Raw genomic sequence first — 25,228 nt, forward strand, 5'->3', positions numbered from 1 at the left:
ACAATAAGAACGCTGCGCATAAATCTCCTTCAGTTTACGACAGCCGATATCGGCTGTCTTTTTAAGATGAGACGCGAAATCGCTGTTTAAGTCAACAAATGCTCATCTTATTTCTTGGTCAGCAGAGCAACCGTTTCCACATGGGATGACCACAGGAACTGGTCAACAGGCACGATCTTATCGATCTTATAACCGCCCTTAACCAGAATGGATAAATCCCGCGCCAATGTCACCGGGTTGCACGAAACCGCTGCAACTTTCGTGACTTTAGACTTTACCAGTTCGCGTGCCTGCTCTTCAGCGCCAGCGCGTGGCGGATCAAACACAACGCCCTGATAAGGTGCCAATTCGCGCACCAGAAGCGGACGGCGGAACAGATCGCGTCGCTCAACTGTCACCGGCTTCAAGCCCTGCACATGTCGAATGCCGCGATCAAGTGCTGCCAGAGCAGGCGCATCATTTTCAATGCAGTGAACGGCATTTTTCTCCGCAATACGCAGGCCAAATGTACCAACGCCGCAGAAAAGATCGGCGGTCTTTTTAGACTTGCCCATATGTTTGGTGACAAGTTCCACCATGGTTTCTTCAGCCGCTTCCGTTGCCTGCAAGAAGCTGCCGGACGGAATATTAACCGGCACTTTGCCAAAATGGATAAGCGGCTTTTTCGGCTCGACAATAATTTCACCGTCAGAGGCAAGACGCGCGAATTTATGCGCCACCACATATTCGGTCAAAGCAAGCCGTGTTTTATCATCCGGCGACCCGCAGCCTTGTGCGGCAATATCAAGGCCGGAGGCTGTGACGGTTACCGCCAGTTTGAAAGGTTTGGAACCGGGCGCGATAACAGAAGCAAGGCCGCGCAAATCTTCCAGACGTTCGGTGATTTCAGGAACGGCCACCACGCATTCTGAGATATTGATAATCTCGTGGCTCAAATGGCGATTAAAGCCCAGCAGCATTGCGCCTTCGGTTTTGCGTGCAGCAAAAACCACACGGCGGCGGCTATAAGGAGCGCAAGCCACCAATGGCTCTGGCTCCACATCAATGCCATAGCCTTTAAGCGCAGCCACAACGAGCCCGCGCTTCCACGCCTGATAAGGTTCCGCCTGCCAGTGCTGCAAAGAACAACCGCCGCAATCTTCAAAATGCTGACACTCTGCGGTCTGGCGCTCCGGCGAAGGCTCAAGCATGGCAATCACTGTGCCGCGATTTTTATCGCGCGCAATATTGGCCACTTCACCTGCCAGTGTAAAAGGTACAAAAACCTGACCATCGGCGGTCATGGCAACCCCGTCACCACCTGCGCCTACAGAGCTGATTGTTACACGCGTGCTCATTGGTCTTTCATTCCTGCCAGTAAATATTCCAGATTGCCGTCTCCGCCCTCAATCGGGGAAACGCATATTCCTAGTGCCCGCCATCCGGCTTGGGCATTTAGCCACTCACGCAACTGTTCTGCGATGAGAGGCCCTTGTGTCGGATCACGCAGCAAACCACCTTTGCCGATGGCTTCACGCCCTGCCTCAAATTGCGGCTTCACCAGTAACACGCAAATGGCATTGGGAACCGCCAATTGCAATGCTTGCGGCAGGGCCAGTTTCAGCGAAATGAAGCTGACATCAGACACCACACAATCAATCGCATGGCCATCCAGATGGTTGAAATCCAAATGCCGGGCATTCAAGCCCTCATGATTGGTCACATTTTTATGCCGCGCCAAACTTTCATGCAATTGATCATGGCCGACATCAACCGCCACCACATGAGCAGCACCACGCTCCAGCAAAACTTGTGTAAAACCGCCAGTAGAAGCGCCGATATCAAGCGCAAAGCGCCCCTTCACGTCCAGTTTAAAGTGATCAAGTCCAGCAATGAGTTTGAGCGCTGCCCGTGAGACATAGCTGCTAGCCGGATCATCAACGCTTAAATGTGCGTTGCGTGCCACCAGCGCACCCGGTTTGGCAACCACCTGCCCGTCAACCTGCACTGTTGAACGTGCGACAGCATCCCGCGCACGCGAACGCGTGGCAAAAAGCTTTCGCTCGACCAAGAGCTGGTCGAGGCGCAATCGGGCAGACGGATCAGTTATATCATTCATCGCGCCTTCATGACGCAGCCACATCTTTTAAGCAAGTGGCCAATCGTCACAAAGGCAAAAGATCAGGCGCGAAAGGGTGCGGCAATTTCCTCACGACCAAGGGCTGCAAAAACTGCATGCACAATCCCTGCACGGTCAAGACCAGCATTGGCATACATGACTTCCGGCTTGGCGTGATCCTGATACACATCCGGCAATGTTAGTGTCCGCACCCGCAAACCACCATCCAGCAAAGCTTCACGCGCCAAGAAATGCAAAACATGCGAACCAAAGCCGCCAACGGCACCTTCTTCAATGGTGATCAGCACTTCATGATCGCGTGCCAAGCGGCGGATAAGATCCTGATCCAGCGGCTTGGCAAAACGTGCATCCGCAACAGTGGTCGAAAGCCCTGCGGCATCCAGCACATCGGCAGCACCCAAACATTCCTGCAAACGGGTACCGAAGGAAAGAAGCGCTACCTTCGTGCCTTCACGCACAATGCGGCCCTTACCGATTTCCAATACTGAACCGCGCTCCGGCAGTTCAACACCGACACCATCACCACGCGGATAACGGAATGAAATCGGGCCTTCCTCATATTCAGCGGCAGTGCGCACCATATGGCGCAGCTCTGCCTCATCAGAAGCAGCCATCACCACAAAGCCCGGCAAGGCAGCCAAAAAGCCTGTGTCAAACGAACCCGCATGGGTGGCACCATCAGCGCCAACCAGACCAGCACGGTCAATCGGGAAGCGAACCGGCAGATTTTGCAAGGAAACATCATGCACGACCTGATCGTAACCGCGCTGCAAAAATGTCGAGTAAATAGCGGCAAATGGCTTGAAACCTTCACTCGCCAGACCAGCGGCAAAGGTAACTGCATGTTGCTCGGCAATACCGACATCAAAAACCCGGCTCGGAAAAGCCTCGCCGAAAAGATCAATACCCGTGCCACCTGGCATCGCCGCAGTGATAGCCACGATTTTATCATCGTGACGTGCTTCCTCAATCAGACTGGTGCCGAAAATTTTAGTATAGCTTGGCGCATTTGCCGGTGGCTTGGCCTGCGCCCCTGTAATCACATCAAACTTGTTTACGCCGTGATATTTGTCTGCTGCCGCTTCTGCAGGCGCATAACCTTTACCCTTTTGGGTCACAACATGAATAAGGATCGGCCCGTCTTGCATGTCACGGACATTTTTCAATACGGGCAGCAAATGATCAAGATTATGACCATCAATCGGGCCGACATAATAAAAGCCGAGTTCTTCAAACAGCGAACCGCCGGTTAAAAAGGCACGCGCATATTCTTCTGATTTGCGTGCTTTATCCTGCAAGAATTTCGGCAGTTTTTTAGCCAATTGCTTCGCATTTTCGCGCAATGAACGATAAGTGCGGCCAGATACGAGACGCGCCAGATAAGCGCTCATCGCACCGGTTGGCGGAGCAATCGACATATCATTATCATTGAGAATAACGATCAAACGGGCATCCAGCGCTCCGGCATTATTCATGGCTTCATAAGCCATACCAGCCGACATCGAACCATCGCCGATCACCGCAATCACATTACGTGCATCACCCGAAAGTTCGCTGGCAACAGCCATACCGAGACCGGCAGAAATAGAAGTGGATGAATGTGCCGCGCCAAACGGATCATATTCACTTTCCGAACGCTTGGTAAAACCGGAAAGCCCGTTTTCCTGACGAAGCGTGCGGATGCGGTCGCGGCGGCCTGTCAGAATTTTATGCGGATAGGTCTGGTGACCCACATCCCAGATAATACGGTCATGCGGTGTATCAAACACGTGATGCAAAGCGACTGTCAGCTCAACAACACCAAGTCCGGCACCCAGATGCCCGCCGGTTGTTGAAACAACATCAATCAGTTCTGCACGTAATTCATCTACCAACTGCGGCAGTTCTGCCTCAGGTAGGTTACGCAAATCTGAAGGAATGTTCACCTGATCAAGTAAGGGGGTGACAGGTCGTGTCATGATACTTCTCCGCCTATTTGGACACCTGCCTATAGAATCCATGAACTTATGGCAAGCTTCAAAGGTCTGGCCTGCCCGATTGAGCGCTTTGGTAGCATTTCAGACCTTTGATCCTGTGGCTTATTTCAAGAATGCCGGTCTATTCCGGCAAAATACGAATTTCGGTTAACCCGACAAGCTACATTTTGCCGGCTACGCCGGCAGCATAAGTTTTTGCCGGCTACGCTGGCAGGGGCACACACTCTTCTTCATCCCCCGGTACTATATCAAACTTTCCGGTGCGCCACTCTTCTTTTGCCTGTTCAATACGCTCTTTTGAGGATGAAACAAAGTTCCACCAGATATAGCGTCTGGAGTTAAGGCTTGCACCGCCAAACAACATAATATGCGCCGAACCACCATTCGCACTCGGCGCAGCATTCACGATAATGTCATCACCCTCACGGAAGGCTAGCAGCTGATTGGAGCCGAAAACATCACCGGCAATATTCACACTGCCATCTAAAATATAAATCGCACGTTCTTCCGCCACCGCCGGAATGTGGAAGCGACCACCCGCCTCAATCCGGATATCAGCATAAAGCGTATCGCTATATTGATGAACGGGTGATTTGAGCCCGTGTAAACCGCCCATGATCAAACGACCGGAAAAGTCTTTGTCACGCATTTCCGGCAAATCAGCTTTGGTCGTATGGGCAAAATCCGGCCTCATGTCTTCCAGATGTTCCGGCAGTGCCAACCATGTTTGCACACCGGAAATGGACAAAGGCGGCCCGCGTAATTCTTCCGGCGAGCGCTCAGAATGCACAATGCCACGTCCGGCTGTCATCAGGTTCACATCACCCGGTGAAATTACCATTTCAGTGCCGAGACTATCTCGGTGTTTGATATGGCCATCAAAAAGATAAGTAACCGTAGAAAGACCAATATGAGGGTGTGGCTGCACATCAAGCGCATCACCGGCACGCAAAATTGCTGGGCCCATACGGTCAAAGAAAATGAAAGGCCCCACAAGGCGGCGCTTGGCAGTCGGCAAAGCACGTCGCACTTCAAGCCCGCCAACATCACTGGTGCGCGGGATAATCAGTGTCTCGATCAGATCAACAGCCTTCTTGTCGCCAATGGCCGGATCATCACCGGGGAAAAAGCTCATAACCAGACCTCCGGTTTTCAATATCATGCAGCTATGCAGCATATCAGAGCTGCATAGCTTTATCGGGGCTTCATCAGGTCTATATGGTTAGACCTGCCCAGTTTCACCAGTGCTTACGCTTTTTAAGGCTGCTTTTGCAAAAGCTGTGCGATTTCCTGCATATTCGGCACTTTACCATTGGCTGTCAGCTTGTCGATAAGACCTGGCAAGACCTGCGAAAGCTGCGCCAGCAATTCCTGTTCATTAATACCTGCCTGCTGGGCAATCTCGCTTAATGTTTTTTGACCGATAGCACTGCCAAGCTGATCAGGCTCAATGCTCGCATTCTCGCCTTGCCCCAGCCATGAATCCACTTTGCTGCCGTGTCCAGCCTGATTGAGCTGTTCCAGCAGACCGCCAAGGCCGCCGCTCAAGATACCTCCAAGCCCGGTATTAGCACTGGTAGGCGCCGGTGCGGAAGAAGCTGCACCACCCGTTGCACTGGCCAGCAAACCGCCAAGACCACCTAGCACCGCACCGAGCAAACCACCAGAATGGTTATCTTCGGCATGAGGCTGTGCAGGCGGCTCAATGGTCTGCGCCTCATTCGTTTCATCATGCTTGCCGCTCAGCATACGCCCGACCAGCAACGCGCCCAGCGCGACCAAAACAGGTTTTGCCAGACTACCGCCCGGCACCGGAGATTTAGGTGAATTATTGTCAGACATTCCCATGATAAAAAACTCCTGTGGCTATAATTTAATAATCTATAATGCTTGATCCTATGCCAATATTTGTAACTGGCAAGTATTATGCCTTGCCAATCTGATAGTCTTATGAAAATTTCTGATCTGTATCCATCGCATTGCCTAATTTTTAGGAGATAACCAATGTCAGTTATAAGTTGGATTATATTAGGTCTCGTTGCAGGCTTTATCGGCAGTAAAATAGTGAATAAAAGTGGCCAAGGTATGTTGTTCGACATTGCTTTGGGCATTTTCGGCGCCATCATCGGCGGGGTAGTGTTTACCGCTTTCGGCGCGCAAGGTGTCACAGGATTAAATATTTACAGCCTGATTGTTTCGGTTGCCGGTGCGATTATCGTGCTGGTGATCTATCATGCCATAACCGGCAAACGCACTATAAGATAATGATCTATAGATGATATTTATACTGATCCGGCTATCCGCGCCGGATCATCTTTTTAGACCAAACTGCCTGAGTATAAATGCAATATATTGAACCCTATTTGGCATCCTATGGAGCGCTGGCTCTTTTTATTATCGTTTATTTTGAATCTTTTGGTGTGCCGGTGCCGGGAGAAAGCGCACTCATTGCCGCGTCTCTGCTCGCACTCAACGGTACTTTAAGCCTCACAGCGGTTTTAATCGCGTGTTTTATCGGCGCTGTGCTGGGTGATTGCACCGGCTATCTGATCGGCCATTTTGGCGGGCGTAAATTATTGCAGCGCTTTGGCAGCCGCATCAAACTTACACCTGAACGGCTGACCATTTTGGAAGAACAATTTGAAAAACGCGGCATCTATATGGTGGCCACCGCACGTTTTATCGTCATCCTGCGCCAGCTCAACGGCATTATCGCCGGTTCCATGCATATGCGCTTTTCGCATTTTTTAGCCGCCAATATAATCGGCGCAATCGGCTGGACTGCCGTTTGGGGTGCTGGTCCCTATCTCTTTGGCGGAACACTGGCACCCGTAGCGGCTTATATTAAATCTTTATGGAGTTAAGCCGGATCAAGCGGCTCGGTACCCGCAGGCTGACCATCACGGCCAATGCGGATTTTCTCGACTTTATCTTCAGCCGATTTCAGCAATGTGTCGCAATGTTTTTTCAAAGCTTCACCGCGTTCATAAATGCGGATGGATTGCTCAAGCGGAACATCGCCACGTTCCAGATCTTCAACAATACGCTCCAGCTGCTCCATCGCCTGCTCAAAGCTCATTTGTGCAATATCTGCGTTCTGCTGTTCTGCATTCATTTCGCTCATCCTTCCATCAGGCGTTTAATATGTGCAGCTGCCGACACTGACAGACCCTGCAAATCATAACCGCCTTCCAATATGCTCACTAAACGATTAGCGCAAAAACGATCTGCCCGCTCCATAATTTTACCGGTTACCCAGTCAAAATCACCTTCATCCAAGTTTATTTGCGCCAGCGGATCAAGATAATGCGCGTCAAAGCCCGCAGAGATCAGAATTAAATCAGGACGGAAATTATCAAGCGCCGGTAAAACCCGTGTCTTGATCGCTTCACGAAATTCACGGCTTCCGCTCTCGGGCGACAAAGGCGCATTAACGATATTGCCAAGGCCTTGCTCATTCTTATGTCCGGTGCCCGGAAAAAGCGGCTCCTGATGAGTGGAGCAATAAAGCACGCTTTTATCATTTTCAAAAATTGCTTGCGTGCCATTTCCGTGATGCACATCAAAATCAATGATCGCGACGCGTTCTGCCTCATAGCGCTTTTGTGCATAGCGGGCAGCAATGGCGGCATTGTTAAAAAGACAAAAACCCATTGCCTCTTCCGGCTCAGCATGATGACCGGGCGGACGCGACGCAATAAACACATTATCTGCCTGACCGCTAAACACATCATCAACAGCCGCATTGGCCGCGCCAATTGCCGTTAAAGCGGCCTGCCAGCTTTGCGGGCTGGCATAAGTGTCATTGGCAATTTTAATGATCGGCTCGGGCTTGTCTGATCCCGCATCAGCATCATCAAAAAGCGGGATTAGCTTTTTAATTGTTTCGGCATATTTTTCACTATGCGCAAAAAGGATGGTCGCTTCATCACCAAGCGGTGCTTCCACCCTCTCAAGATTATAAAAGTCACCCTCATCCAGCACGCTCAACAAAGCGCGAAGGCGATCCGGCCGCTCAGGATGGCCGGCCGGTGTCAGATGTTTGAGAAAAACATCATGCCAATAAAGCCGTGTCGCCATAGAGAAAACCTCTTAAGATTCAGTGATTTCTATAAAAACACGGAGAATTTGATTCAGCGGCCGGTCTGGCCGCGGTGGCGCAGATAATGATCAGCAATGGCACAAGCAACCATTGCTTCACCAATCGGCACAGCACGGATACCAACACACGGATCATGGCGGCCTTTGGTCACCACATCCACTTCTTTACCATCCGCATCGACAGAGCGGCGCGGTGTCAAAATGGACGATGTCGGCTTCACTGCAAAACGTGCAATCACCGGCGCACCGGTTGCAATACCACCCAAAATGCCACCGGCATGGTTGGAAAGAAAATGCGGATTACCATCCGCATCCACGCGCATTTCATCCGCATTCTGCTCGCCGGTTAAACGGGCAGCTTCAAAACCATTTCCGATTTCAACGCCTTTAACCGCATTGACCGACATCAGATTGCTGGCAATGTCCTGATCGAGTTTGGCATAAAGCGGCGCACCAATTCCGGCTGGCACACCTTCGGCAACCACTTCCAGAATAGCACCAACGGAAGAACCCGATTTGCGAATACCATCAAGGTAATTGGCAAACACTTCAACCGAACCAGCATCAGGCGTGAAGAACGGATTATTATCGACTTCATTCCAGTCCCAGCGGCTGCGATCAATATCATGCACGCCCATGGCAACCAATGCGCCGCGCACTTTCAAACCCGGTACGATCTTGCGGGCGATAGCACCGGCGGCCACTCGGGCTGCCGTTTCACGCGCTGATGAACGTCCGCCACCGCGATAATCACGAATGCCATATTTGACATCATAGGTGTAATCGGCATGACCCGGACGGTACTGACGGGCGATTTCGCCATAGTCTTTTGAGCGCTGATCGGTGTTCTCGATCATCATCGAAATCGGTGTGCCGGTGGTGGTCATGGTCACGCCATCCTCACCCAGCATCACACCCGAAAGCACGCGCACCTGATCCGGCTCACGGCGCTGTGTGGTATATTTAGACTGACCCGGCTTGCGCTTATCCAGATAAGACTGGATCTCTGCTTCAGTAAAAGTGATGCCCGGAGGACATCCGTCAACAATACAGCCCAAAGCTATCCCATGGCTTTCACCCCATGTGGTAACGCGGAAAAGATGGCCGAAACTATTGTGAGACATGTGCGCGCCTGAATTTTATGTGCGGGTACTATAAGACTGATCTGTTTTTATGAAGCTTTTGCCTCAAGGTCAAACAAGGCACTGAAGAATGCTGCTATTTCAGCTATATCTCCCTGATTTCACCGTGTTCATACTCTCATTTTGACACAATATAAGCGCAAAAAGCCAAATCTGAGATAAATTTATCTACGACTAAAATTGAGCAAGTCGCTGTCATAGTGAAATGCTATCATAAAATATTCTGTTCAGGCGGCGGTACGCGAATCACAACTGCCGGCAGACAAAACAAAAAAGAGGCGCAGACATGCAATATTTATTCAGCCTTGCCTTTATTATTGTATCGCTTTTCTCCACCAGCGTGATGGCAGAAGATGTCGAGGGTAAAATACGCTCCATCGATGAAGCCAATGAAACCATCACACTTGATGACAATAAACGCTATCAATTGCCTGACGAGTTTGATTACAGTTTTATCAAGCTGGGTATGAAGGTCATCATTCTTTATGATCAGGTGGATGACGTGCGCTATGTCACTGACCTGCAAGACGCCCCTTGATTGTGTGAATTTACTTCAATGCTCTGCCCCTATGAGCGGCAGAGCTAACACTTTCAGTTTTTAAAAGATATTTTCATGGCAGTAGTCAGCCAAGCATTACCGGCAGAAACCCAGTTTAGGCAAGATCTAAACCGTGTCGGCGCGGCTCAATTTACAAAGAGTGATTATAAACCCGGCACGATCAGACATATTGTTCTGTTTCGCTTTAAAGCGGATGTGACAACAGCACAAAAAGATCAGGTCGCGGCCGAATTTAACAGCCTGCAACAGCGCTGCCTGCGCGATGGCAAGCCTTATATTCAATCGATCTCTTATGGCGATCAGATGAGCGGTGAAGGTGCGAGCCAAGGCTTCACGCTTGGTTTTATTGTCACATTTAACTCCGAGGGCGACCGTAATTATTATGTCGGAGAACCGCTGGTTCATGACCCGCAATTTTATGATGCAGCCCATCACAATTTCAAAAAACTGGTTGGCCCCTTGCTTGATGTTCAAGGAGCTCTTGTTTTTGATTTTCGCGACTAGTTAAGGAAATTCAGTGCCAGCTTAGCTGGCCATTTTCCAATTTCAGGATTTTATCCTGCGGAATCACCAGATTGGCGGCATCATGGCCGTCCAAACCACCATAAACATGAAACAGCGTGCGAATGCAGCCACCATGGGTGACGCAGACAGTTTTCTGGTCAACGGTCGCAATCCATTGCTGGATGCGCTCTGAGAGCATCTGATAGCTTTCAGCAAATTCACCCGGCGGCACAAAGTTCCACTTATCGTGGGCACGCTCATGGATGAGATCATCGCGTTTTTTCGCGATATCTTCCAGCATAAAGCCCTGCCAATCGCCAAAATTGACTTCCATCAGCAAAGGGTCGGTGCGGTATGCGGAAGGATCAAGCCCCATGCCACGACGGATACGCTCCATCGTTTCGCGCGTTCTGCGCAAAGGGCTTGCTACAAAATCAAAACCGTCAGCAGTGCCGATCAGTTCTTTTAGCATCAACCCGTTCCGGTCGGCCTGAGATCTGCCATTATCATTAATGTCGATATCAAGCTGACCCTGAACGCGTTGTGAAACATTCCAGTCAGTTTCGCCGTGACGCGAAAAGTAAATAATTTCCCGGGTCACAGCGACACCTTTAATCTTTAATGACAGAAATATCCGGAGCGTCGACAGCCTTCATGCCAACGACATGATAGCCCGAATCTGCGTGATGAACTTCACCGGTCACTGAACGGGAAAGATCTGACAAGAAGTACAGACCAACATCACCCACTTCATCAATGGTCACAGTACGACGCAATGGTGCGTTATACTCGTTCCACTTCAGAATGTAGCGGAAATCACCAATACCGGAAGCAGCAAGCGTCTTGATCGGACCTGCGGAAATCGCATTAACGCGAATGTTCTGCGGGCCTAAATCAACCGCCAGATATTTAACGCTGGCTTCAAGAGCAGCCTTTGCCACGCCCATAACATTGTAGTTAGGCATAACTTTTTCTGCACCATAATAGGTCAGCGTCAAAATGGAGCCGCCGTCCTTCATCAGTTTTTCTGCACGACGCGAAATCGCTGTCAGCGAATAAACTGAAATCAACATGGTGTTGTTGAAGTTGGCTTCTGACGTGTCAACATAACGACCAGTCAGCTCATCCTTATCGGAGAAGCCGATGGCATGCACGACGAAGTCAAGCTTGCCCCACTTCTGTTCCAATGTTTCAAAAATAGCATCAATGCTGGCACCATCAGCAACATCACAATCGCCGCAAACAAATGCGCCCAATTCTGCTGCCAGTGGTTCTACGCGCTTCTTAAGAGCATCACCATGATAGGTGAAAGCCAGTTCAGCCCCCGCCTCATGAGCAGCTTTTGCTATACCCCAGGCGATTGACCGATTATTGGCTACGCCTAAAATCAATCCGCGTTTGCCTTGCAACAACCCAGACTTTGCGGTCATACACCCGTCCTCATCGAAATTATTCACTACTTGCCCTATTGCACAGCTAGGCGCAAGGTTCAAGCAATGTGAGTGAAATGACATGAAAAAACAAATCCTCACGACCATCATTGCTGGTGATAATGAGGATTCATTCCTATGAAATCCCGAAAAAATGCCGGTTCAAAACCGAACCGGCACCTTCCAAGGCACTATAATTTAGTTGAGTAACGTAATAAAACCATTCACTTTATAAATTCAAGCACAAGTTTGCGTGAATACTGCATGATTATTGCCGGTTTTTATTACGAAGCATCTGCTTTTTCAAAAAATGCTTTCAAAGCTTCGTCACCGTTTTCCGGCAACATCAGACGAATATGCACAAATAAGTCCGCATGTCCGCCTGTTTTGACCGGCAAACCTTTGCCTTTCAAACGCAGTACTTTGTCAGAACTTGACCATTCCGGAATTTTAACTGCGAGACGTCCGGTTAGTGTTTCCACTTCCGCACGGCCTCCAAGCACGGCTTCTTTAATGCTGACCGGCAAATCCAGATGCAGATCGCGACCCTTCACTTCAAAACGCGGATGCGTCTTGAATTTGACCGTCACCATCGCATCACCGGCAACACCACCCATGGGTTGCTCGCCCTGCCCTTTCAGGCGGATCACCTGTCCGTCTTCCACAAAGGCCGGCAGTTTGATTGCCAGATTTTTACCATTCGGGAAAACAGCTTCGACTTTTTCGGCGCCCATCACCTGTTCAAGGCTCACGAAAATCGTAGCCGACAAATCGGCACCCTTGGCAGGACGGCTGGCACGTTGACGCCCGCCCCCGAAGCCACCGCCAAAAATCTCGCTGAAAATATCTTCCGCACCGCCAAAGCCGCCACCTTGACGGAAACCACCCTGACCGGCGCCCTGACGAAAGCCTGCAAACGGATCACCACCCGCCGCACCGCTGCCACCAAAGCCCTGAAAGGTCTGCTTACCTTCAGCATCAATCTCGCCGCGGTCAAATTGCGCACGGCGGTCTTTATCACCAATGATTTCATAAGCCTGATTGATCTCAGAAAACTTGGTCTGAGCCTGCGGATCATCTTTATTCTGATCCGGATGGTATTTTTTCGCCAGCTTACGAAATGCAGATTTAATTTCTTCGGGCTTCGCAGATTTAGCGACGCCCAGCACGCTATAGGGATCGCGCATATACACCCTCTCTCACGAATGATAGATAAAATAACATAGTTAAATCATATATGCGCATCATGGCCGCAAAGTTCCAGATTTATTCTCTGAAACGCGTAAAAAATGACAGGTTAAGTGCAAATAAAGCGCAATAATTACAAAGGTGCGAAGGATTTCAGCACCCAATCGCCACCTTTTCGCATGCAAGTTTCACCGCGATAGAGCGAAACGCCGTTAAATGCCTGTCGTGATGTTTCAAATTCACGGCACAGACCATCCGTTTTCTGCACCTCAGAAACCTGATTAATCACACCCTGACTGCCTGTATCAGGATTTGCCCATGGCACCGGCTTCATGCCCCATGTGTTGAAATCAAGTCCCGACACCACATTGCGGATTGCATTGCGGTCAGAAAGCGTTTCATTGTCCGTATCCGGCTGTTGTGAAGGGGCAACCGAACCTGTTATGGATGATTTATCAGGAACGGCACTTTCGATACTGACGCCACCCATGGCGCAGCCGGTGACAAAAATCAGGCTGCACAATGCCACCCAACGATGGCATTTGGCTGCGATCGACGGTGCGGAACTTGTCTTTAACATAAGGTGCGCATTACGGCTGACCAATGCGTTTCCTTTTTTTGGTGCGATAAAGGCGTGATTATGAGCGATAGCAAGTTAACGAATGGTGACTTTACGCAAGCAGCAGAACCATTTCAACTGTTTGGTGAATGGTTAAAACAAGCGGAAGTTTCTGAACCCAATGATCCCAATGCCGTAGCAATTGCAACCGTCGATGAAAATGGCATGCCAAATGTGCGTATGGTTTTGCTGAAGGACTTCGACGAGCGGGGCTTTGTTTTTTACACCAATTACGAAAGCCAAAAGGGTCGTGAAGTGCTTTTTGCCGAAAAAGCCGCCATGTGTTTCCACTGGAAATCCCTGCGCCGTCAGGTGCGCGTGCGCGGACCGGTTGAAAAAGTCAGCGACGCTGAAGCCGATGAATATTATGCATCACGCGCCCGCGGCAGCCGCATCGGCGCCTGGGCTTCTAAGCAATCGCGCCCGCTGGAAAGCCGTTTTGCCTTAGAAAAAGCGGTTGCCGAATACACCACCCGTTATGCAATTGGTTCAATTCCGCGCCCTAGCTACTGGTCAGGCTTTAGAATCCGTCCGACATCCATCGAATTCTGGCATGACCGCGCCTTCCGCTTGCATGACCGCGTGCAATTTACGCGTCCTGACCCAGAATCAGATTGGCAATCTGCCCGTCTCTACCCGTAAAACGTAAAAAATTAAGCCGCTCAAATGAGCGGCTTAATCACAAACCAAAGCGAACCGAAGACAAGCCCTGCGAAAATCAAAAATCCGACAATGTGATTGGATTTAAACAAATGCAGGCACTGATCCGGATTATCAATATCCAGCACTCTGATCTGGCGGAACATATGAGCCGCTGCCGCAAGCAATCCGGCCAAAGCCGGCATCGGCACTTCGGCAACCGCAAAAGCAGCGGCAAAACAAATCAAAGCACCGCCATAAAGCACAAACAATGCCTGTTTCGTGCGGGCACCGAACAAACGCGCGGTCGAGCGTACGCCTACCAGCGCATCATCTTCCTTATCCTGATGAGCATAGATGGTGTCATAACCGATGACCCACATGATCGAGCCGATATAAAGCAGCACAGGTGCCAGTGCGAGGCTGCCGCGATCAGCTGCCCAGCCCATCAACGCGCCCCATGAGAAAGCAAGACCCAGCACAAATTGCGGCCAGTTGGTGATGCGCTTCATAAACGGATAGGCTGCGACAATCGCCAGCGATCCAACGCCCAACCAAATCGAAAACCAGTTGAATTGCAAAACAACCAGCAAACCAACCAGTGCCTGCAAAACCAGAAAAATCTTGGCCTGTTTGCGTGTTACCTGCCCTGACGGAAGCGGGCGCGAACGGGTGCGATCAACTTTGTCATCAATGTCCTGATCGACCAGATCATTATAGGTGCAGCCTGCACCGCGCATCGCAATTGCGCCAATGGTGAACAAAATAATATGCCAGATGGAAGGCAAGACGCTCCAAACGCTTTCAACGCTTGTTGCATCCACATTGGCAAGCCCTGCTCCGGCCACCAAAGCGGTTGACCACAGGCACGGCCACAGCAACAACTGCCAGCCAATCGGACGATCCCAGCGCGCCAGCTGCGCATAAGGCCAAAGCGCAGGCGGAAGTATTTTATAAGCCCAGTGACCGGACGGCGCATCCTTAACGCGACCACGGGCATCCCGTGATTGAATATGCTGATCTGCTTTTGATGACGCCATAATGCGATCTGTCCTGTTCAATTTTTTCAAACTTTTGCGGTTGAGCATACCAAAAGCATGAAAAATCTTTGCCTTTGGCCTTGCCCGCCTGCCCATTCGTCAATAGACAACCAGCAACATACTCTCTTATTACTGATCAAGCGAAGATGGAGCAAGTTATGAAAGTCCTGTTGATTGGTTCCGGCGGACGTGAACATGCCTTAGCATGGAAAATCTCAGCCTCACCACTGCTTGATAAACTCTATTGTGCACCGGGCAATCCCCGTATTGCTGACCACGCTGAACTGGTGAGCCTCAATGTCGAAGACCATGATGCAGTGGTTGCATTTGCCAAAGAAAAAGCAATCGATCTCGTTGTCGTTGGCCCGGAAGCCCCGCTTGTCGATGGTTTGAGCGATTCTTTACGCAAAAACGGCATCCGCGTGTTTGGCCCTTCACAAGGTGCAGCACAGCTTGAAGGCTCGAAAGGCTTTACCAAAGACCTTTGCGCCCGTTTTAACATTCCAACCGGAGCTTATGGCCGTTTCAACAATGCGCCTAAAGCCAAAGCCTATATCCGCCAGCAAGGCGCACCAATCGTGGTGAAAGCTGATGGTCTTGCCGCTGGCAAGGGCGTGGTTGTTGCGATGGAGCTGGAAGATGCGCTTGAAGCCGTTGATGCCTGCTTTGAAGGGGCTTTTGGTCAGGCTGGCGCAGAAGTTGTCGTCGAAGCCTATCTCGATGGTGAAGAAGCAAGCTTCTTCTGCCTGTGCGATGGTAAAACCGCAATTCCTTTCGGCACCGCACAAGACCACAAGCGCGTGGGCGACGGCGACACGGGGCCGAACACCGGCGGTATGGGTGCTTATTCACCAGCGCCAGTGATGCCTGCCGAAATGGTTGAGCGCACCATGAAAGAACTGATCGAGCCAACCATGCGCGGCATGGCAGAGCTTGGCCATCCGTTTTCGGGCATTCTCTTTGCTGGTCTGATGATCACCAAAGACGGCCCGCAGCTGATTGAATACAACACCCGTTTTGGCGATCCTGAATGTCAGGTGCTGATGATGCGCCTGCAATCTGACCTGCTGGAACTACTGGCTGCATCTGCTGACGGCAAACTTGATGAAGTCAGCCCGACATTTTCAGATGAAACGGCACTAACCGTCGTCATGGCAGCCAAAGGCTATCCGGAAGCACCGCAAAAAGGCAGCATAATCAAAGGCCTCGACGAAGCCGCTAAAACTGAAGATGTCAAAATCTTTCACGCTGGCACCGCGCTGAAAGACGGCAATCTTGTTGCCAATGGCGGTCGCGTTTTGAATGTGACAGCCACCGGCAGCTCAGTGAGCGAAGCCCAGACCAAGGTTTATGAAGCGATTGAAAAAATCGACTGGCCAAATGGTTTCTGCCGCCGCGACATCGGCTGGCGCGCCATTATCCGCGAGCAAGAGCAATAAGTTTAAAATCCCGCCCCGAAAAGGCGGGATTTTTATATCCCTCATAAGTAAAAACGCTCATTGACCCCTCTAAGCCCAGCCGATACTTCTATCACACGCATGACAGATGGAGGGCTTCATGTATCGCGCACCCGTCACGGATATTTTGCACACATTGCTCAAAGTCACCGGCACAAAAGCCAAGGGACTTGAGCAGGTATTACAGGAAGAGCGCTTTGGCGATCTAAGCCAAGATCTGCTCAGTGCAATTCTGGATGAGGCAGCGCGCTTTACTGAAAATCGCATTGTTCCACTGCGCCAATCAGGCGATCAGGAAGGTGCGACTTTACAAGAAGCACACGTCACCACAGCCAAAGGCTGGAAAGAGCTTTATCAGGATTGGGCAGCAGCCGGATGGAACAGCCTGACAGGCGCAACAGATTATGACGGCCAAGGGCTGCCGGTGTCCCTCTCTGTTGCTGTCAATGAAATGTGGAATGCCGGCTCACTTGGTTTTGCCATTGGCCCTATTCTCACCATTGGCGCTGTGGAAGCGCTGGAACAGCACGCAAGCCAAGCCATCAAAGACACCTATTTGCCCAAGCTAATTTCCGGCGAATGGATGGGCACCATGAACCTGACAGAGCCGCAAGCAGGCTCTGATCTTGGCGCGCTGCGCTGCCGTGCGGAACGGCGCGATGACGGCACTTATCGTATTTTCGGCCAGAAGATTTTCATCACCTATGGCGAACATGATCTGACCGACAATATCATTCATCTGGTGCTTGCACGTCTGCCCGATGCACCGGAAGGCAGCAGGGGTATCTCGCTGTTTCTGGTGCCGAAATTTTTAAGCAAACAAGATGGAAGCCTCGGCCAACGCAATGATGTTTTTTGTGCTGGACTGGAGCATAAACTTGGTATTCATGCCTCCCCTACCTGCACAATGATTTTTGGTGACAGTAAAGGGATTTTTGGTGATGGCACTGGTGAACTTAACGAAGCCGGTGCTGTCGGCTATCTGATCGGCGAAGAAAACCGTGGCCTTGCCTGCATGTTCACCATGATGAACAATGCCCGTTTGCTGGTCGGCATCCAAGGGGTTGGCGTTGCTGAAGCGGCCACCCAAAAAGCCATAGCTTACGCCAAAGAACGTATGCAGGGACGAAACAGCGGCAAGCCTTCATCCACGCAGGCAGAAGCCATTATTGTTCACCCTGATGTGCAACGCATGCTGCTCACCATGAAAGCATTGACGCAGGCCGCCCGCTCGATTGCCTATAATTGCGCCTTTGCGCTCGACATGGCCAATATGGCCGAGCCGGACCAACAAGGTTTTTGGGCAAATCGCGCCAGCCTTCTCACCCCGCTTGCCAAAGCCTTTTCTACCGATACAGGCGTGGAGGTTGCATCGCTTGGTGTGCAGGTGCATGGCGGCATGGGCTACATAGAAGAAACAGGCGCTGCACAATTACTGCGTGATGCGCGCATCACACCGATTTATGAAGGCACGAACGGCATTCAGGCGATTGATCTTGTCACGCGCAAATTGCCACTGGAAGATGGCCAGCATATTCACGGATTTATTGCTGAACTTAGCCAAGAGGCAGACGCAGCGGCGCAAGCCCAATCGCCGGAGCTACAACAATGCGGCACAGCACTTAGCAATGCGATCAGTGATCTGAAACAAGCCACCAGCTATTGTCAGGAATGTCTGGCGAATAAAAAAACAGATGATGCTCTGGCCGGTGCAACAGCTTATTTAAGGCTTTTGTCACTGACAGCAGGAGCGGCCTATTTGGTGCGCTCCGCTTTAAACGACAGTCAAGAAGCCCGCATTCATCTCAGCCAGTTTTTCAATGCTTATATCTTGCCGGAAACAATGGCGCTAAAACAAAGCATCATTGGCGGTGCGCATATTTTGCAGGCCGCAAAAACAATCTTGAACGCTTAACGTGGCGTAATAACAGCTTTGCCACCGACCACCAGTCGCATGCCTAAACCGGATGTTTTGTGACGGGCAATAAAACGAGGGCGGCGGATATTCTTCTGTGTCCCCTGCTCGCTCGCAGTCAAGCTCGTGCTTTCATCCAAGCAACGTGCAACGCCGTCTTCTTCAACCAGCATCATCGGCAGGTCAAAAGCGCTTGCCCATGCACGCCAATCGTCGGCCACATCGGCCAAATCATGCGCTACCAGCAACGGCACCGACAATTGCGGATCAGCATGCATCAGCTCAAGCGTTACGGTGATATGGCCATCCGCATCTTCCGCCGCACGCGCCGTCACGCCAATAAATGCAGAAGCAGGCAGCGAAACAGACATTGGCATACCGCTTGAGGGCATAACGCGGCGAATAACAGCACCACGTTCGTTAAGTGTAAAAGTCACCAGCTCTTCGCGCTCGTGATTAGCATAGCTGACCACTTGCGGAAAACGAAACGGGTTGAGCCTCAGCTCTCTGTTTGCCCATACCGGCTGTTGTTGTTCCTGTTTACGCATCTTACGCCCTGTATCTCCTGAGAGCCGTTTTAAGGCTTCTCTTTTCGAGCCTTTGCGGCTTCGTTGGAGGTAACAATAGGCGATGGTTATTACCGACGACTTTAAGAAGTTAGGTTAAGAAATCCTGACCATTATTATTGGTTACCAGAACAAAAACGCCTGTAACACTTCGGAAACCTTATAAAGACAACAACGTGCAACTGTATCAATCTTGCTACAGTTGCAATTCAAGCATTCAAATAGCCATTAAGGTATTGTTTTATAATATTTTTCCGGGATTCATAATGCCGGACGGATCAAGTTCCCGTTTAATACGGCGCATCAAGTCCAAAGCAATAGGTGATTTATAGTGCAAAAGTTCTGCACGTTTCAGTTGGCCAATGCCGTGTTCGGCTGAAATTGAGCCATGATACTTATCCACAATGGCATGAACTTCATGATTAACCGCCGCCCAAAGGTTCAAAAATGCCTGTTTTTCGGCACCAATTGGCTGCGAAATGTTAAAATGTAAATTACCATCGCCAATATGACCAAAGCAAACAATACGGGCATTGGGCACCATTTCCATCACAGTCCGGCTTGCTTCCTCAATGAAAGCCGGAATGGATGCGACAGGTACAGAAATATCATGTTTGATTGAACCGCCTTCAGGCTTTTGCGCCCAAGACATTTCCTCACGCATTTTCCAGAATGATTGCGCCTGTGCGATTGTGGCAGCCAATGCTGCATCCTGCACAATATCGGCCTCAAAGCTCACGGACAGAATATCTTCCATCAAGCTTTGCGCGTCTTCTTCCGAGCGATTTGAAGAAATATCAATCAGCACATACCAGTCATGCGGCGCTTGCAGCGGATCGCGTGCGCCTTCCACGTGCTTGACAGTAAACTCCACGCCGATGCGTGGCATCAGTTCAAAACCGGTTAAAGCAGGGCCTGCCTTTTCGGTGGCAATTTTAAACAATTGCAGTGCAGCAGCGGGCGATTTTAGCCCCGCATAGGCAACAGCTTTGCCTTTAGGCTTGGGAAAAAGCTTCAATACAGCCGCAGTGATAACGCCTAAAGTGCCTTCCGCACCGATGAATAAGTCTTTGAGATTATAGCCGCTATTGTCTTTTTTGACGTAGCGCAGATCATTTAAAATCTCGCCTGTTGGCAACACCACTTCCAACCCCAGACAAAGCTCACGCATATTGCCATAGCTCAGAACCGCTGTGCCGCCCGCATTGGAACTTAAATTGCCACCTATCTGGCAAGAGCCTTCCGAGCCAAGCGACAAGGGAAACAAGCGATCTTCTTTATCTGCCGCTTCTTGCACATTTTGCAAAATCACACCGGCTTCAACTGTGATCAGATTGCCGACCGGATCAAGGGCGCGGATTTTATTCATACGACCAAGCGATAAAACCACCGCTTTCCCGCTTTCGTCCGGCTGCTGCGCACCAACCAGCCCCGTATTGCCACCTTGTGGCACAATTACCGTTCCGGTCTCACTGGCAAGCTTTAAAATAGCGGCAACCTGCTCAGTGCCGGAAGGGCGCAGAACGAGCATTGAACGCCCATGATAAAGATCGCGCTGTTCTGTCAGATAAGGAGCGATATCGGCCTGATCGGTCAAAGCATATGCATCACCGACAATTGCTTTAAATTGCCCGATTAATTCAGACGATAGAGCCACAGCCATCTTATCTACCTTTTAATTTATCAATCTCTGGGAGCCGCAGCGCGCGCCAAACGATCAGTGATAGCCTCGCCCAACCCGCTCACCGGAATAGGTTCCACCGCGATCGTTGCAGCGCCATATGTATCGAGCTTTTTCATATAATCAAAAAGATTGGTCGCCGCTTCGCGCAAATTTCCGCTCTCACTCAGATTGAGCGTGGCAACCGCATTTTCATGGCCCGGCACACGGGTTTGGCCAAAAGCAAGCAATGCTTCACCGGCATGAACTTCATCCACATTCAGACGCATTTGCGCATTCGGTGCATAATGAGATTTCAACATTCCCGGCGCCTGAATGGCAGCACGCTGATCAAGGCGCAGCAATGGTTTACCGGTAAATGCTTCAATCTCTTCTGCCGCCAATCCACCCGGGCGCAGCAGATAAAGGGCATCACCTTCCACCTTCACGATTGTTGATTCCAAGCCCACTTCGCAAGCGCCAGCATCTAAAATCAAATCCACGCGCTCGCCCAGATCTTCAGCCACCGCCTCAGCACTGGTCGGGCTGATACGACCGGAACGATTGGCACTTGGCGCAGAGATAGGGCGATCAAATTGCCTGATAATATCGCGTACTGCCCCTTGCGGCATACGAACAGCCAATGTTTCAAGTCCGGCAGTGGCTAGTGGATGAATATTTTGCCCTTCACTTGCCGGTAAAAGCGGCAGCACCAGTGTTAACGGCCCCGGCCAGAAATGATGGCTAAGCGCTTCCGACACAGCATCAAACTGCACATAGCGTTTGGCCATGTCCAAATCACTGACATGCGCAATCAGCGGATTAAAGTGCGGACGACCTTTGGCAGCAAAAATACTGGCAACCGCTTCGCCATTGGTCGCATCTGCGGCCAAGCCATAAACGGTTTCGGTCGGGATAGCGACCAAGCCACCATCCGCCAGCACATCTACAGCAGCCTGAACACCGCTCTGATCCAGTTTTATCATTCGGGACACGTTATAATCTCCTGTCAGCTCTGTTTAACCAAAGCTGTCGAGCAAGCCCAGAAAATTATGCTTAAGAAGACCAACAAAAAAACGCGCCCCGTGAGAGGCGCGTTTTTGATAGTTTTATATGGTCTTATCAGCCAGCGATTTTAGAGAAATCCGCCACCTGAGAGGTCACATCACGAATAGCCTTCAAGAGAGCCAGACGATTAGCACGCACTTTTTCATTGTCGTCATTCACAAGAACGCCTTCAAAGAAAGCATCAACCGGCGCGCGCAACAGTGCCATAGCTGTCATTGCGGCAGCAAAGTCTTCCTTCTTGATTGCAGCGTCAGCTTCTGCAGAAGCCGCCTGCACAGCCTGATGCAATGCTTTTTCTTCGTCTTGTGTGAATAAAGAAGCATCAATGGCGACATCAGTGACAGCGCCTTTTTTCTCTTCTGCGGCCAGAATATTGGCAGCACGTTTTGTACCGGCCAGCAAATTCTTGCCGTCTTCCGTATTGATGAAGACAATCAGTGCTTCAAGACGACGGGCAACAAGAAGCAGATTGTCGGCATCCGCAGACAGAACCGCATCAATCGCATCATGACGCGCACCTTCATCCTTCAAATAAACTTTGAAGCGTTCATGGAAGAAGGAAAGGAGATCGCCGCTCACATCACGCGAAGCCAAACCATCCACAGATGCAAGGCCGCTTTCAGCATTTTGAATCAAGGATTTCAGCGCTACACGCACATCATTGTCGAGGATCAGACGGATAACGCCCAAAGCTGCACGGCGTAGAGCGTAAGGATCTTTCGAACCTGTCGGCTTTTCATCAATCGCCCAAAAACCGGTCAGCGTATCGATCTTATCGGCCAAGGCAACCGCAACAGAAACCGGATCACGCGGCACGCGGTCAGATGGACCTTGCGGCTTATAATGATCTTCCAATGCTTGCGCAACACTTGGGTTTTCGCCCTGAAGAAGCGCATATTTATGCCCCATCGCGCCCTGTAATTCAGGGAATTCGCCGACAACTTCGGTCTGCAAATCTGCTTTTGCCAGTACGGCAGCACGTTTTGTCAGCGCCACCTCGGCGCCAATCAGCGGCGCAATTTCTGCGGCCAGTTTTTCGATACGTGCAACGCGTGCGCCCTGCGTGCCAAGCTTGGCATGGAAGGTGACATTCAAGCTATCCAGACGCGCCATGCGCTGATCAAGCGGCTTGGCCAGATCAAGTTCAAATTTGGCAGCAGATGCTTGCAACTTGTCCATATCAGGCATGTTCGCCTGATCGGTATGCCAGAAATACAAAGCATCAGACAGGCGTGCACGCACAACCTTGCCGTTACCATATGCAATTTCCTTGCCGCCATCACGGGCAACAATATTGGACACCAGAATGAACTTGTTGGAAAGTGCAGTTTCTTCACCCTGCTTGCGGGTGACAAAGCACTTCTGGTTGACGCGGATAGTGAGCTGGATCACTTCCGGCGGGATAGCGAGGAACTCTTCCTCAAACTCGCCCATCAGCACAACCGGCCATTCCACCAAGCCGGAAACCTCTTCCAGCAAACCTGCATCTTCAACCAGATCAAGTCCGGAAGCGAAAGCCAGATTGCGGGCATCGGTGGCGATGATTTCTTTGCGGCGTTCAGCATCCAGCACCACAAAAGCCTTTTCCAGCTTTTCGACATAATCGTCAAAGCGGCGCACTTTGATCGGCTGACCATCACTCAGGAAACGATGTCCGAAAGTGACATTGCCGGAATGGATGCCATCGACTTCAAACTCGATTACTTTGGTTTCTTCGGTTTCAGGGCCGAAGGTGCAAAGAATGGATTGCAGCGGGCGCACCCAGCGCAACGCACCGGACTTGGCAGAAGCCTTGCCCCAGCGCATGGATTTCGGCCACGGGAAATTGCGGATGGTTGCAGGTACTAATTCCGCAACAATCTCTTCCGCCGTACGGCCGGTTTTCACCAAATGCGCCACATAGAAATCACCCTTTTTCGGGTCACTATGCACATGCGCTTCACTGACATCGTTTAAACCGGCTTTGCGCAAAAAGCCTTGAACAGCTTGTTCCGGTGCTGATGTGGACGGGCCTTTGATTTCCTCACGGATATCTTTGGAACGCACTGTCAGGCCGCGAATATCAAGTGCCAGACGACGTGGTGTCCAATAGCTAGTTGCCGCCTCATAGGTCAGCCCTGCTTCCACCAAGCCATCAGTGATAAGCTTCTTGAAATCGCCTGCTGCTTTACGCTGCATGCGCGCTGGGATTTCCTCGGAGAAGAGTTCTAACAGTAAATCAGGCATCAGCGTGTCTCATTTTTATAGTTTACGCCACCGGCTTCGGTCTGCAGGAAGGCTTCACCACATTGGCGCGCCAGATTGCGAACACGTAAGATATAGCTCTGACGCTCAGTCACCGAGATAACACCACGGGCATCCATCAGGTTGAAAATATGCGAAGCTTTAATCGCATAGTCATAGGCCGGGAACACGCATTTATGTAAAGTCCGGCTCGTGCCTTCAGCACTCCCCGCCTCTTGCGCACCAGCGGCAAGCACAGCCTTACATTCTGCTTCCGCATCAATGAAATGCTGATGCAGCATTTCTGTATTGGCGATCTCGAAATTGTAACGCGAATATTCCTGCTCGGTCTGCAAGAACACATCACCATAAGTGACCTTGTCCTCACCTTCCAGACCATTGAAGTTCAGGTCATAAACATTATCGACGCCCTGCACATACATAGCCAGACGTTCCAGACCATAGGTCAGCTCACCCGCGACCGGCGAACATTCAATGCCGCAAACCTGCTGGAAATAAGTGAACTGTGAAATTTCCATGCCGTCACACCAGCATTCCCAACCCAGTCCCCAGGAACCGGTGGTCGGGTTTTCCCAGTCATCTTCCACAAAGCGGATATCGTGCAATTCGGTATCAATACCAATCGCCTTCAGCGAGCCTAAATAAAGCTCCTGCAAATTTGGCGGGCTTGGCTTCAAAAGCACCTGATACTGGTAATAATGCTGCATGCGGTTCGGGTTTTCACCGTAGCGACCGTCTTTCGGGCGACGTGAAGGCTGCACATAGGCAACATTCCAAGGTTTCGGCCCCAGCGCGCGCAATGTGGTGGACGGATGCAGCGTCCCTGCGCCGACCTCCATGTCATATGGCTGCAAAATTGTGCAACCATGGTTCGCCCAGTAATTCTGGAGCGCCATGATAAAGCCCTGAAAAGAGCGGGTCGGATGCATGTGGTCAGGCAGCGTGGTAGTCACGTACGGGCCTCGTCTGTGTTTCAAGAGAATAGCTCGGTCTAAATTGTC

Annotated in this window: 25 protein-coding genes; 7 read left to right on the forward strand and 18 right to left on the reverse strand. The window is 50.8% G+C overall.

Going from position 1 to position 25,228, the window contains the following annotated elements:
• Nucleotides 1-107 precede the first annotated feature (107 nt).
• From ABDZ76_RS02150 to ABDZ76_RS02170, 5 genes are all read right to left on the reverse strand, one after another.
• Nucleotides 108-1,337, reverse strand: a complete 1,230-nt coding sequence (locus ABDZ76_RS02150) for a class I SAM-dependent RNA methyltransferase (RefSeq protein ID WP_343800662.1) — start codon at nt 1,335-1,337, stop codon at nt 108-110.
• The gene (locus ABDZ76_RS02155; RefSeq protein WP_343800665.1) at nt 1,334-2,098 is read right to left on the reverse strand and encodes a TlyA family RNA methyltransferase; all 765 of its coding nucleotides are present in this window, start codon (nt 2,096-2,098) and stop codon (nt 1,334-1,336) included. Before ABDZ76_RS02155 ends, ABDZ76_RS02150 begins: the two co-directional genes overlap by 4 nt.
• Nucleotides 2,099-2,160: 62 nt before the next feature.
• Entirely contained in the window at nt 2,161-4,077 is a 1,917-nt protein-coding gene (gene dxs, locus ABDZ76_RS02160; protein ID WP_343800667.1) for a 1-deoxy-D-xylulose-5-phosphate synthase, read from the reverse strand.
• Nucleotides 4,078-4,297: 220 nt separating this feature from the next.
• Nucleotides 4,298-5,230, reverse strand: a complete 933-nt coding sequence (locus ABDZ76_RS02165) for a pirin family protein (RefSeq protein ID WP_343800670.1) — start codon at nt 5,228-5,230, stop codon at nt 4,298-4,300.
• 122 nt (nt 5,231-5,352) lie between these two features.
• Nucleotides 5,353-5,943 (reverse strand): YidB family protein, encoded by a 591-nt coding sequence (locus ABDZ76_RS02170; RefSeq protein WP_343800673.1) that lies wholly within the window; start codon nt 5,941-5,943, stop codon nt 5,353-5,355.
• 156 nt (nt 5,944-6,099) lie between these two features.
• On the opposite strand from ABDZ76_RS02170, the gene ABDZ76_RS02175 reads away from it, so the two are divergent.
• Together ABDZ76_RS02175 and ABDZ76_RS02180 are read left to right on the forward strand one after the other, a co-directional pair.
• On the forward strand, nt 6,100-6,360 hold the full coding sequence (locus ABDZ76_RS02175; protein ID WP_343800676.1) for a GlsB/YeaQ/YmgE family stress response membrane protein: 261 nt from the start codon (nt 6,100-6,102) through the stop codon (nt 6,358-6,360).
• A gap of 77 nt (nt 6,361-6,437) precedes the next feature.
• A complete protein-coding gene (locus ABDZ76_RS02180) occupies nt 6,438-6,959 on the forward strand; it encodes a DedA family protein (RefSeq protein ID WP_343800679.1) in 522 nt (173 codons plus the stop codon).
• On the opposite strand, the gene ABDZ76_RS02185 is transcribed toward ABDZ76_RS02180, so the two are convergent.
• The 3 genes from ABDZ76_RS02185 to aroC are packed head-to-tail and all read right to left on the reverse strand — an operon-like array spanning nt 6,956 to nt 9,320.
• On the reverse strand, nt 6,956-7,210 hold the full coding sequence (locus ABDZ76_RS02185; RefSeq protein WP_343800682.1) for an exodeoxyribonuclease VII small subunit: 255 nt from the start codon (nt 7,208-7,210) through the stop codon (nt 6,956-6,958). The two genes, ABDZ76_RS02180 and ABDZ76_RS02185, sit on opposite strands and share 4 nt — an antisense overlap.
• Nucleotides 7,211-7,215: 5 nt before the next feature.
• Nucleotides 7,216-8,175: a histone deacetylase family protein gene (locus ABDZ76_RS02190; RefSeq protein ID WP_343800685.1), complete on the reverse strand. Its 960-nt coding sequence runs from the start codon at nt 8,173-8,175 to the stop codon at nt 7,216-7,218.
• 53 nt (nt 8,176-8,228) lie between these two features.
• Nucleotides 8,229-9,320: a chorismate synthase gene (aroC, locus tag ABDZ76_RS02195; protein ID WP_343800688.1), complete on the reverse strand. Its 1,092-nt coding sequence runs from the start codon at nt 9,318-9,320 to the stop codon at nt 8,229-8,231.
• A gap of 304 nt (nt 9,321-9,624) precedes the next feature.
• On the opposite strand from aroC, the gene ABDZ76_RS02200 reads away from it, so the two are divergent.
• Nucleotides 9,625-9,876, forward strand: coding sequence for a DUF1344 domain-containing protein (locus tag ABDZ76_RS02200; protein WP_343800691.1), 252 nt, complete (start codon nt 9,625-9,627; stop codon nt 9,874-9,876).
• A 75-nt stretch (nt 9,877-9,951) separates the two neighbouring features.
• On the forward strand, nt 9,952-10,401 hold the full coding sequence (locus ABDZ76_RS02205) for a Dabb family protein (RefSeq protein WP_343800693.1): 450 nt from the start codon (nt 9,952-9,954) through the stop codon (nt 10,399-10,401).
• A gap of 10 nt (nt 10,402-10,411) precedes the next feature.
• On the opposite strand, the gene ABDZ76_RS02210 is transcribed toward ABDZ76_RS02205, so the two are convergent.
• From ABDZ76_RS02210 to ABDZ76_RS02225, 4 genes are all read right to left on the reverse strand, one after another.
• Nucleotides 10,412-11,002, reverse strand: coding sequence for a histidine phosphatase family protein (locus ABDZ76_RS02210; protein ID WP_343800697.1), 591 nt, complete (start codon nt 11,000-11,002; stop codon nt 10,412-10,414).
• A 10-nt stretch (nt 11,003-11,012) separates the two neighbouring features.
• Complete coding sequence (fabI, locus tag ABDZ76_RS02215; protein WP_184223497.1) at nt 11,013-11,831, reverse strand: enoyl-ACP reductase FabI; 819 nt, start codon at nt 11,829-11,831, stop codon at nt 11,013-11,015.
• A gap of 284 nt (nt 11,832-12,115) precedes the next feature.
• Nucleotides 12,116-13,018 carry a DnaJ C-terminal domain-containing protein gene (locus tag ABDZ76_RS02220; protein WP_343800703.1) on the reverse strand — a complete coding sequence of 301 codons (903 nt, stop codon included), beginning with the start codon at nt 13,016-13,018 and terminating at the stop codon, nt 12,116-12,118.
• 134 nt (nt 13,019-13,152) lie between these two features.
• Nucleotides 13,153-13,599, reverse strand: coding sequence for an RT0821/Lpp0805 family surface protein (locus ABDZ76_RS02225; RefSeq protein WP_343800706.1), 447 nt, complete (start codon nt 13,597-13,599; stop codon nt 13,153-13,155).
• Nucleotides 13,600-13,659: 60 nt separating this feature from the next.
• On the opposite strand from ABDZ76_RS02225, the gene pdxH reads away from it, so the two are divergent.
• Nucleotides 13,660-14,280 carry a pyridoxamine 5'-phosphate oxidase gene (gene pdxH, locus ABDZ76_RS02230; protein ID WP_343800709.1) on the forward strand — a complete coding sequence of 207 codons (621 nt, stop codon included), beginning with the start codon at nt 13,660-13,662 and terminating at the stop codon, nt 14,278-14,280.
• A 20-nt stretch (nt 14,281-14,300) separates the two neighbouring features.
• On the opposite strand, the gene ubiA is transcribed toward pdxH, so the two are convergent.
• Nucleotides 14,301-15,317: a 4-hydroxybenzoate octaprenyltransferase gene (ubiA, locus tag ABDZ76_RS02235; RefSeq protein ID WP_343800712.1), complete on the reverse strand. Its 1,017-nt coding sequence runs from the start codon at nt 15,315-15,317 to the stop codon at nt 14,301-14,303.
• A 158-nt stretch (nt 15,318-15,475) separates the two neighbouring features.
• Between ubiA and purD the strand changes: the two genes are divergently transcribed.
• Both purD and ABDZ76_RS02245 read left to right on the forward strand, forming a co-directional pair.
• Nucleotides 15,476-16,756, forward strand: coding sequence for a phosphoribosylamine--glycine ligase (gene purD / locus ABDZ76_RS02240; RefSeq protein ID WP_343800715.1), 1,281 nt, complete (start codon nt 15,476-15,478; stop codon nt 16,754-16,756).
• A gap of 118 nt (nt 16,757-16,874) precedes the next feature.
• A complete protein-coding gene (locus ABDZ76_RS02245; protein WP_343800718.1) occupies nt 16,875-18,689 on the forward strand; it encodes an acyl-CoA dehydrogenase family protein in 1,815 nt (604 codons plus the stop codon).
• Here the strand turns inward: ABDZ76_RS02245 and ABDZ76_RS02250 are convergent.
• The 5 genes from ABDZ76_RS02250 to ABDZ76_RS02270 all read right to left on the reverse strand — a co-directional run bounded on the left by ABDZ76_RS02250 (nt 18,686) and on the right by ABDZ76_RS02270 (nt 25,156).
• The gene (locus ABDZ76_RS02250) at nt 18,686-19,237 is read right to left on the reverse strand and encodes a DUF6101 family protein (RefSeq protein WP_343800721.1); all 552 of its coding nucleotides are present in this window, start codon (nt 19,235-19,237) and stop codon (nt 18,686-18,688) included. The two genes, ABDZ76_RS02245 and ABDZ76_RS02250, sit on opposite strands and share 4 nt — an antisense overlap.
• A 259-nt stretch (nt 19,238-19,496) precedes the next feature.
• Nucleotides 19,497-20,918 carry an FAD-binding oxidoreductase gene (locus ABDZ76_RS02255; protein WP_343800724.1) on the reverse strand — a complete coding sequence of 474 codons (1,422 nt, stop codon included), beginning with the start codon at nt 20,916-20,918 and terminating at the stop codon, nt 19,497-19,499.
• A 20-nt stretch (nt 20,919-20,938) separates the two neighbouring features.
• On the reverse strand, nt 20,939-21,910 hold the full coding sequence (locus ABDZ76_RS02260; RefSeq protein WP_374844515.1) for an L-threonylcarbamoyladenylate synthase: 972 nt from the start codon (nt 21,908-21,910) through the stop codon (nt 20,939-20,941).
• 127 nt (nt 21,911-22,037) lie between these two features.
• The gene (gene glyS / locus ABDZ76_RS02265) at nt 22,038-24,209 is read right to left on the reverse strand and encodes a glycine--tRNA ligase subunit beta (protein ID WP_343800727.1); all 2,172 of its coding nucleotides are present in this window, start codon (nt 24,207-24,209) and stop codon (nt 22,038-22,040) included.
• Nucleotides 24,209-25,156 (reverse strand): glycine--tRNA ligase subunit alpha, encoded by a 948-nt coding sequence (locus tag ABDZ76_RS02270; RefSeq protein WP_343802945.1) that lies wholly within the window; start codon nt 25,154-25,156, stop codon nt 24,209-24,211. Before ABDZ76_RS02270 ends, glyS begins: the two co-directional genes overlap by 1 nt.
• Nucleotides 25,157-25,228 lie beyond the last annotated feature (72 nt).

It is taken from the genome of Paenochrobactrum glaciei, assembly GCF_039522165.1.
Taxonomy (GTDB): domain Bacteria; phylum Pseudomonadota; class Alphaproteobacteria; order Rhizobiales; family Rhizobiaceae; genus Paenochrobactrum; species Paenochrobactrum glaciei.